The sequence below is a fragment of the Corallococcus praedator genome (assembly GCF_003612125.1).
Classification (GTDB): Bacteria; Myxococcota; Myxococcia; order Myxococcales; family Myxococcaceae; genus Corallococcus; species Corallococcus praedator.
Genome location: NZ_RAWI01000388.1, coordinates 1 through 8572, shown reverse-complemented (window position 1 = coordinate 8572; position 8572 = coordinate 1). Strand labels below are relative to the sequence as shown.

5 protein-coding genes are annotated in these 8572 nt (G+C 71.2%); 1 reads left to right on the top strand and 4 read right to left on the bottom strand.

Annotation, left to right across the window (positions count from 1 at the left end; genetic code table 11):
• Together D7Y13_RS33625 and D7Y13_RS33620 are read right to left on the bottom strand one after the other, a co-directional pair.
• On the bottom strand, window positions 1-795 hold a 795-nt coding region (locus D7Y13_RS33625; RefSeq protein WP_147452550.1), incomplete at its 3' end, for an RNA 3'-terminal phosphate cyclase.
• 93 nt (window positions 796-888) lie between these two features.
• Entirely contained in the window at window positions 889-2820 is a 1932-nt protein-coding gene (locus D7Y13_RS33620) for a CocE/NonD family hydrolase (protein WP_120585781.1), read from the bottom strand.
• 269 nt (window positions 2821-3089) lie between these two features.
• Here D7Y13_RS33620 and D7Y13_RS33615 point away from each other — a divergent pair, with 269 nt between their 5' ends.
• Window positions 3090-4733, top strand: coding sequence for an ADYC domain-containing protein (locus tag D7Y13_RS33615; protein ID WP_147444525.1), 1644 nt, complete (start codon window positions 3090-3092; stop codon window positions 4731-4733).
• Between the two features lies 1 nt (window position 4734).
• Here the strand turns inward: D7Y13_RS33615 and D7Y13_RS33610 are convergent, their stop codons facing one another.
• Both D7Y13_RS33610 and D7Y13_RS33605 read right to left on the bottom strand, forming a co-directional pair.
• A complete protein-coding gene (locus tag D7Y13_RS33610) occupies window positions 4735-7467 on the bottom strand; it encodes a bifunctional serine/threonine-protein kinase/formylglycine-generating enzyme family protein (RefSeq protein ID WP_120585779.1) in 2733 nt (910 codons plus the stop codon).
• Window positions 7464-8572, bottom strand: a 1109-nt coding sequence (locus D7Y13_RS33605; RefSeq protein WP_147452549.1) for a sigma-54 interaction domain-containing protein, incomplete at its 5' end; no start/stop codon positions are given. The genes D7Y13_RS33605 and D7Y13_RS33610, both read right to left, overlap by 4 nt.

Sequence of the window (8572 nt, the reverse complement as noted above, 5' to 3'; positions counted from 1 at the left end):
GTCCCCCAGGGACGTGAAGGCCGCGACGGTGTGTTCGAACTGCGCCAGCACGAACGTCACCGTGCCCTGCGAGCGCGTCACCGGCAGCGGCCGGTTCTCCGCCTCCGCCAGGATGCCCCGCTCGCGCAGCGCGGCCACCGCGGCGCGCGACTGACGCTCCGCCACGGCGAAGGGCAGCCCGCCCACGAAGGACATCACCCGCACCTCGCGCAGCACGCCCCGCGCGGGCAGGTCCACCCGCAGCGGCGGTTCTCCCGGGGCGCCCACCTCCGCGGTGAACTCGCCCGCGCCCTCCGGATAGAAGCCCGCGTGCGTCAGCGACAACTGCACGGGAAACCCGTAGGCGCGCGCCACCGGTAGCCACGCGCCCGTGAGCGCATGGAAGCTGGGGCTGTTGCGCAGGTGCGTGGCGCCCCGCAGCGTGAGCCGTCCTCCGCCCGCCAGCGCCAGCGGGTACACGAGGCACTGGAAGAGCAGCGGCGTACTGCCCGCGGTGCCCACCTCCAGCAGGTAGTCCCCGGCGCGCACCGGGCCCGGGGTGAAGCGCAGCTCGGACGCGCCCACGACGGCGCCCTCGCTGGTGCTGGCGCTCAGGGCCTCCGCGCCGCGCACGTAGGCCAGGTGCTGGGGGCGCAGTCCCGGCGGATCCCGGTGCTCGCGCAGCCGGGTGAGCTGGAAGGGCCGTCCGGTGATGAGCGACAGGCACAGCGCCGAGCGGAGGACGTGGCCCCCTCCCTCCCCCATGCTTCCGTCGAGCAGCACCAGCCCGGCGTCGGTCCGGTCGTGACCGGTCATGTCCCTCCCGTCATGGGTCGAAGGCGAAAGGCGTGAAGCGCTCGCGCCCGGCGGCGCATCAGCGTAGCAGACCCCGCGTGTCCGGCTGGTGACTTAGTCGTCCAGCGCGGGCAGCACGGACACCTTCAGTGCACTGGGATGCGCCGCCGAGTGATGGATCCGGTGCATGGCGCGCACGAAGTCGCTCTCCTTCGCCGCGTAGATGCTGGGCACGAAGGTCTGCGGGTTGCGGTCGATGAACGGGAACCAGCTCGACTGCACCTGCACCATCAGCCGGTGGCCGCGCTGGAAGGTGTGGAACACGTCGTTGATGACGAAGCGCACCTTGGCCACCTCGTTCGGGGTGAAGGGCTTCGGCTGCACGTAGCTGTCGCGGAAGCGGCCCCGGAACGGCTCCGCGCGCACCAGCGTCTGCTGGCCGCCCCGGTCGCGCTCGCCGGCCCGTTCCGCCTCCTTCGTCCAGCCGCGCAGCTTGCCCGGGTTCACGTCCACCAGCTTCACCACCCAGTCCGCGTCGCTGCCGGTGGTGGACACCCACAGCTCCGCCTCCAGCGGGCCCGCCAGCGTGAGGTCCTCCTCCAAGGGCGGCGTCTGGTACACGACCACGTCCGGACGCCGCGAGGCGAAGCGCTGATCCTCCGCCATGAAGCCCCGGGTCATGTTGGCGGAGTGCTCCTGCGTGTACGGCACGGGCTTCGCCGGGTCGCTCACGTATTCGTCGAACGACGCCTCCTTGACCGTGGGCGCCTGGAACGTCAGCCCGCCCTGGGGCTGGAAGAACAGCCGCGTCGGCTTCGCGTTCTTCGGGGGCCACGCGTCCAGGTGGCGCCAGCGGTTGGCGCCGCCCTCGAAGACGAGGGCCTCCGGGACGGTGGGGGCCGGTCCCCCCTTCAGGTGGTGCTTGAAGAAGGCCAGCGCCAGGTCCTGGTACGTGACGCTCGTGGGGAAGCCGAAGTCCGCGTCGCCCAGGGAGGAGCCGTCCGTGCGCATCCAGCCGCCGTGGGGCCAGGGGCCCATCACCAGCGTGTTGGTGATGCCGGGGTTCTGCTTCTCGATGGCGGCGTACGTGCGCAGCGGGCCGTAGAGATCCTCCGCGTCGTACCAGCCGCCCACCACCAGCATCGCGGCCTTGATGTTCTTCAGATGGGGCAACAGGTTCCGCGCCTGCCAGAAGGCGTCGTAGTTGGGGTGCGCGAGCAGGTCCTTCCAGAAGCCGATGTCTCCGTGGAGGTACTTCGCGTCCGCGTTGCCCACCGGGCCCAGGTCCAGGAAGAACTGGTACGCGTCCGGGGTGCCCATCTCCAGGGGATGCCAGCCCTCCACGTCGGTGAGCGTGGGGCGCGGCTTGCCGAAGGCGGAGAAGAACGTGAACGTGAGCTGGAGGTTGAGGGCGCCATGCCGGTGCATGTCGTCCCAGAACCAGTCCGCGATGGGCGCCTGCGGCGACACGGCCTTGAGCGCGGGGTGCGAGTCGATGGCGCCCGCGGCCGCGTAGAAGCCCGGATAGGAGATGCCCCACAGGCCCACGCGGCCGTTGTTGTTCGGCGCGTGCTTCACCAGCCAGTCGATGGTGTCGTACGTGTCGCTGCTCTCATCCACCTCCTTGCCGCGCTTGGTGTCGCGGTGGGGGCGCACGTCCACGAACTCCCCTTCGGACAGGTAGCGGCCGCGCACGTCCTGGACGGCGAAGATGAAGCCGTCCTGTTCGAAGGCCGCGGTCGCCAGGCTGTTCGGGTAGCGGTCCACGCCGTACGGGGCCGCCGAGTACGGCGTGCGCTGGAGCAGCACGGGGTAGCGCTTCGTGGGGCTCGCGTCGTTGGGGACGTAGAAGGACGTGAAGAGCTTCACGCCGTCGCGCATGGGGATGCGCACTTCGTACTTCGTGTAGTGCGAGCGCAGGTACGCGGCGCGCTGCTCCGGGCTCTGCTCGGACGGCGGCTTCGGCGCGGGCTGCGTCTGCGCCACGGCGGTGCCGGACAGCGAGAACAACGCGAGCGCGGCCAGGATGCGGGTGCCTGGGGACATGGCCCCTCCCTCTTCGTGTGAGTCGTGTCGTGCGGCAGCGGCGGCATTGTGGGGGATGCGGCGGGAGCAAGGAAGCGCGAGGTGCCCGTGCAAGGTTTGCACAGGGGCCAGGGCCAGGGCGTGCGGGGCTTGCACTCCCGGCAAGGTTTGCACAGCCGCCCGTGGCGACGGATGCGGGCCTTCGAATTGCACAGGTCCTCGGCGTACAGGTTCATGCGGGGGCGCGTTCCAGCGCCTCGCTCAATCCATCGCAGGCGGGAGACGAACACGTGTCAGCCATCATGAAGGCCTGGAGGCGGGGACTGCTGGGCGCGGTGTTGCTGGGAGGCGCGGTCGCGGTCGCGGAGCCTCCTCCGACGAACAGCGCGCAGGGGACGCAGTTGCATGGCTCGGAGCGCTTCGAGTCCATCAACATCCCGCTGGCCTCGCTGGAGGTGCCCCCGTTTCTCGCTGGCGCGAAGTGCGCGAGTCCGGCGAAGGCGGTGCAGGTCTACGGGCGGCTGATGGTGGCCCAACTGTCCTGCACCAGCCTGCCCCCACCCTACTCGGGGCTGACGGGGTACTTCCTGGATGGGCCCACGCTGGTGGGAGCATCATTCCGTGCGCCGTTCGAGGGCCGCTCGGTGAAGCTCGTCATCGAGGAGGCCCGCTGTCACGCGGGCATCACGTCGTCCCCGGTCGCGTGTACGAGCGAGAATCTCAGCTCCGGTGTGGCGCGCTGGGAGTTCCGGGTGAGCGCCACCACGGACGACAAGACGCCCACCGTGCCGCTGTGCCCCGCCGGCAGCGGGTTCGCGCTCGCGGTGCCCCATCCATGGTCGACGGGCGGTGAGCTGCTGAACAACCCGGACTACTTCACCTTCGCGTGCGCGCCCTCGAACCAGGGCACGGCCAGCAATCCGTTCTTCGTGGGGGGCGGCGTCATCGCCAAGTGCATCGACTGGGGCTACGCGCCCTGGGGTGGGCCCTCCTCTCCGGACGCCGTCGCGCGCGACTCCCACGAACTCTGCACGCGCATGGCGAGGGCGGACTATTGCGGCGAGGGAAAGAGCAACACGCTGGATGGCACCCCGCTGTCGTTCATGGGACCGCAGAGCGCCCTGGCGCTGAGCACCAACGGCTACCCCGTGGCGACCGTGGAACAGGGGCAATACGCGCTCGAGGCCGTGTGGAAGCGGGACTCCTGCGGCACGGTCCGCCCGCTGTGCCTGGGCAAGAAGCGCTGGGACAGCCTGTCGCTGGAGGCCACGTGCCTCAACCGCGCGCTCGAAGCCGGCACGCCTCCCGTCATCGCCACCGGACCTTCCATCCGGCCGTGCGAGGACCTGAAGCTGACGAACTACGCGGACGACACGCTGCTCGTGTCCTATTCGCTCTTCATCGACCGTGCGTTGGTGATGTTCAAGAAGACGGACACGGAGTTCGTGACGACCACGTCGGTGGTGGCGGATCTCCAGGAGCACCCGGGCATCGAGGACGTGTCCACGTTCCGGGCGGACCTCAACGGTGACGGGCTGGCGGATACGCCGTCGCTCGTCCCCCTGCGCGCGGAAGGTCCCATCCTCTCCGCGAAGCTGCCTTCGGCCATCAAGAAGCGCATGGGCTCCTTCATCAAGCCGCTGTACCGGTGCGTGGACCACGTGGGGCGCAGGCTGCTCACGGACTCGAACACCTGCGCTCCCGCCACCGGCTTCTTCCTCAATGCCGTCAGCTCCGACCAGGGCATCGAGGGCTATGTGTACAGCGCCGTGGACGCCGACAGCACGGGGCAGCGCCGGCCGCTGAAGCTGTGGAAGCACCCGACGCTGGGCTTCTACGCCACGTCCACCCAGGCCCCCTCCTCCGCGTTCGTCTTCGTGAAGGACCTGGGCTTCCTGCCCGCCGTGGGACAGCTCCCGGGGCGCGACCTCTGAATCACGGCACGGACGCGCACACGCGCATCCCGATGAAGGGGAAGCGTGTGCGCGGCTCTCCGTCGCCGTGGTTGAGGACCCGGGCGGTGAGCGCGTCCTGGTAGAACGACCCGCCGCCGTACGCGGGCGTGCCGCCGGTGTCCGTCACCAGCCACTCCCACACGTTGCCGGACTGATCCGCCACGCCAAAGGGGCTGTCCGACGCGGGATGCGAGCCCACCGCGTCCGGCCCGAAGGCGCGGGGTTTGCGGCCGTAGGTGGCGTCGAAGTTGGCGTCGTCCGGTGCGAGCGTCGGACCGTGCGGATAGTCGCGCCCGTCTGCGCCCCGGGCGGCGCGTTCCCACTCCCGTTCGGTGCACAGGCGCGCGCGGGGAAGCCGGCCGGTGGTGTCCAGCCAGGACGCGTAGGCGCGGGCGTCCTCCCAGGAGATGCCGGACACGGGGAAGCGGCGCCAGTCCTGTTCGGCGCGCAGTTCCCGGTCCTGGTAGCGCAGCGGCTCCCCTTCCCTCGCGTGGTAGGCGACGCCTTCGTGCTCCAGGTGGAAGGTCCAGGTGGCGTCGGGGTCGGGCAGCAACTCGATGGTGCCGAAGTAGTTCGTGCCCCGGGGCCTGCGCGCGGCGCGCTCCGACGCGGGCAGTGCGCGCAGCCAGGTGAGCCAGTCCGCGTACGTGACTTCGTGGCGCGCGATGAGGAAGGCGCCCGTGGTGAGGGGGTGCAGCGGGCGCGTGCGCACGACGGTGCGGCGGATGCTTTCGTCGTCGCCGCTGCCGTAGAGGAAGCGGCCCGGGGGCACGTAGACGTAGCCGTCGGGGACGTGTTCGGGGAGGACGACCCGGGCCTGGAAGACGCCGCCTCTCCCGAGCAGTACGGGGTAGCGCACGGGCGGCCGGTCCGGTCGCGTGAACGTCAGGAGGTAGGAGCCGGGTGACAGGGTGATGCCCGAGGTGATGGGCGTGGTGCCGAAGGTCCAGGGCTCGGAGGGTTCGCCCGCGATGGGCTCCAGGCTTTCGACCTGGACGACGGCGCCCGGGGGATCGCTGTCCAGGTCCATGCGGACGGGGGCTCTCAGCTTGTTGCTCGTGACGCCGCTGGGATCCACTTCGTCCAGGCGTTGGATCAAGGCCGCGCGGACCTCGGGTTTACGGTCGCGCTCCGCGATGAGGATGCGCTGGAGGAGCACGTCGGCGAGCCGCTGGTCCAACGGATCATTCCAGCCCGCGCCCACGCGCGTCCGCGAGGCTTCGAGGATGGCGGTGGCCTCCTCGTAGCTTCGGGCCTGTTTCGCGCCCAGGCTCAGGGCCTTGGCCCAGGCGTCCTCGGCGAAGGGCAAGCGGTCCGAGTCGAACGCGGCGAACGCCTCCGCGCGGAGGGCTTCAATCTGCGCTCCCAGGACCTGGTTCCCATTGAGCGTGGCGGCGGCGGAGGCCAGTGCCCGCTCCGCGTCGCGGCGACGGGAGTGCTCTCCGTACCAGTTGCTTCCGAAGAGGATGGACGCCGCCAGGAGCGGGAGCGCGACCACCCGGCCAACCCGCACCCACCTGGGCCGGGGCCTTGGGGGCGTCGCGAGGGAGGTGTCACCTCGGGTGATGGAGAGGCGCGAGGAGATGGACTCCAGTGCGTCACGCAGGGCTTCGGCGGAGTCGAAGCGCTCGGCGGGGTCATGCGCGAGGCAGCGGGTGACGACCGACGCGAAGGTGGGATCGATCCCGGGAACCACCGTGTCCAGGGATGCGAAGGTCCGAGGTTCGAAGGGGGCGTCCGCGAGCGGCCCCGGCGTAGAGCCTCCGCACAGTTCGTAGAGGAGCACGCCCAGCGAGAAGAGATCACTGCGGGCAGTGGCCGGTTCGCCGCGCCAGACCTCGGGGGCCATGTAGAGCGGGGTCCCGATGCGTCCCGTGGAGAGCAGGTCCGAGGGGCCGCGCGGAAGCTCCTGCGGCGCGAGCGGGGCCGCGGTCGCGGTGCGCTGGGATGCACTCGCGTCGGCATTGCGCGGAAGGTCCGCCGTCGCACTCCGCCGCAGGTCTTGCGCTGAATCGAGCGTGGCGTGGTTCGCGGACGCGAGGCGTCGGAGGGTTCCTGCTTCAGCAACGCCTGAACGTCCCGCCGTCGCGATCCGCAGCGAACCCGCGCGGTCCTCGGTGCCCGCAGGCAGGTCCACCGTGGCCGCGCCCTCCGCCAGCGGGCCCCCTGCCCCACCCACCTGGAAGTCCGGCAGGAGAACAGGCCCGACGGGCACGACCGCCACGTCGAGCAGCTTCGCCACCCCGAAGTCGAGCAGCTTCACCTGCCCGTCCTCCGTCAGCAGCGCGTTCGCGGGCTTGAGGTCCCGGTGCAGCACTCCCTGCCGGTGCGCCGCCGCGAGCCCCCGCGCCAGCCCCATCCCAATCTCCAGCACCCGCTCCCACGGCACCGGACGCGCCAGCCGATCCAGGCTGTCCCCGCGCAGGAACTCCGAGACCAGATACGGGCGGTCGCGCACCTCTCCCACGCGGTGGATGCCCACCACGTTCGGGTGCTGCACCCGCGCGATCGCCCGCGCCTCGGTGCGGAAGCGCTCGCGCTGCACCTCATCCGGCGCGACGCCCGCGATGAACTTCACCGCCACCAACCGGTCCAGCACCGTGTCATGCGCGAGGTACACCTCCCCCATCGCGCCCCGCCCCAACGGCTGAAGCAGGCGGTACTCCCCGAACGTCGCGGGGGGCTGCCACGGTGTGAGGCCCTCGCTCCTCATTCCCCCGCCGGGCCCCGTCCTCGCGAAGCGATGCGGTGCTGCTTCAGCTTGAACGCGAACGTGCGCAGCGGCATGCCAATCAACTGCGCCGCGCGCGTCTGCACCCCACCCGTCGCCTCCAGCGCCTCCACCATCCGCTGCCGCTCCAGCGTCCGCAGCTCCTCCGCCAGGTTCTGGAACGCACGCGGCACCGGGGGCTCCGTCCCGTCACGAACGGTGGTCTCTCCCGCGTCCGCGTCCGAGCGCTCCAGCCCCTCCCGCAAGGACTCCGGCAGGTGCGATGGCTCCACCACCGGCCCCGGCGACGTGGCCGCCGCGTACTCCAGCGCGTTCTTCAATTCGCGCACGTTGCCCGGCCACGAATGCGCGCCCAGCACCGCCATGGTCGCGGCGGACAGGTGCAGCACCGGACGCCCCGCCCTCGCGCAGGCGTCCTCCAGGAAGGCCCGCGCCAGGAGGGGCAGCTCCCGAGGTCGGTCTCGCAACGGCGGCAGCATCACCACCGCCGCGGACAGGCGGAAGAACAGGTCCTGCCGGAACCTCCCCGCCTTCACCTCGTCCGCCAGCACCCGGTGCGTGGCCGCCACCACGCGCAGGTCCACCGGCCGCTCGCGCGAATCCCCCAGCCGCGTGATGACCTGCTGATCCAACGCGCGCAGCAGCTTCGCCTGGATGGGCAGCGACAGCTCCGCCACCTCGTCCAGGAACAGCGTCCCGCCACTGGCCCGCTCCAGCAGCCCCGCCCGCGCGCGGTCCGCGCCGGAGAAGGCGCCCTTCTCATGGCCGAACAGCTCCGCCTCCACCAGGCTCTCCGGCAGCGCCGCGCAGTTGATCGCCACGAAGGTCTGCGCCGAACGCGGGGACCAGTGATGCACCGCCCACGCCGCGTTCTCCTTGCCCGCCCCCGTCTCCCCGTGCACCAGCACCGGCAGCGGGCTCGCCGCCAACCGGCGTAGGAGCTCGAACAGCCGCACCAGCGCCGCATCCGCCACCACCACGGAACGCTCGCCCAGCCCCAGCCGGTACAGCGAAGGCCCGCTGACGCGCGTCTCGCCGGGGTCCGCCGCCAGGGCCGCCGCCCGCGCCGCCCCAATCAACGCATCCC

Excerpts from the sequence above, each read along its gene's own strand:
- D7Y13_RS33620 (WP_120585781.1), bottom strand. The coding sequence starts at position 2,820 with ATGTCCCCAGGCACCCGCATCCTGGCCGCGCTCGCGTTGTTCTCGCTG.
- D7Y13_RS33610 (WP_120585779.1), bottom strand. The coding sequence starts at position 7,467 with ATGAGGAGCGAGGGCCTCACACCGTGGCAGCCCCCCGCGACGTTCGGG.